We start from the raw sequence: 285 nt of genomic DNA on the forward strand, positions 1-285 counted from the left end.
ATGGAAGGACGAGTCCTTGAGCACCCATGCGGAGCCGGGCGGATGCTCAGCCCCACGCCTGACACATGAGTCAAGGTGTAGTTCGGTTGACGTTTACGTGGAGATCTACTGCAAAGAGCTGAAGATGCCCGGTCTACGCAGGGCGTACGCGGCGCTGGCCAGGGAGGCGGGAGTGCACAGCCACTCCCCCATCCAGTATCTCGCCGCCTGCCTGGCTGAGGAGATGGAATCGCGAAAGGCAAGCCGACTCCAGGCCTATACCCAGCAGGCCCGCTTCCCTGCCCA

1 pseudogene is annotated in these 285 nt (G+C 62.8%); it reads left to right on the forward strand.

What is annotated here, in order from left to right:
* Window positions 1-97 precede the first annotated feature (97 nt).
* Window positions 98-285, forward strand: a pseudogene (locus J3481_RS14505) (AAA family ATPase); the annotation flags it as partial.

Source organism: Alicyclobacillus fructus (assembly GCF_017329605.1).
GTDB lineage: Bacteria > Bacillota > Bacilli > Alicyclobacillales > Alicyclobacillaceae > Alicyclobacillus > Alicyclobacillus fructus.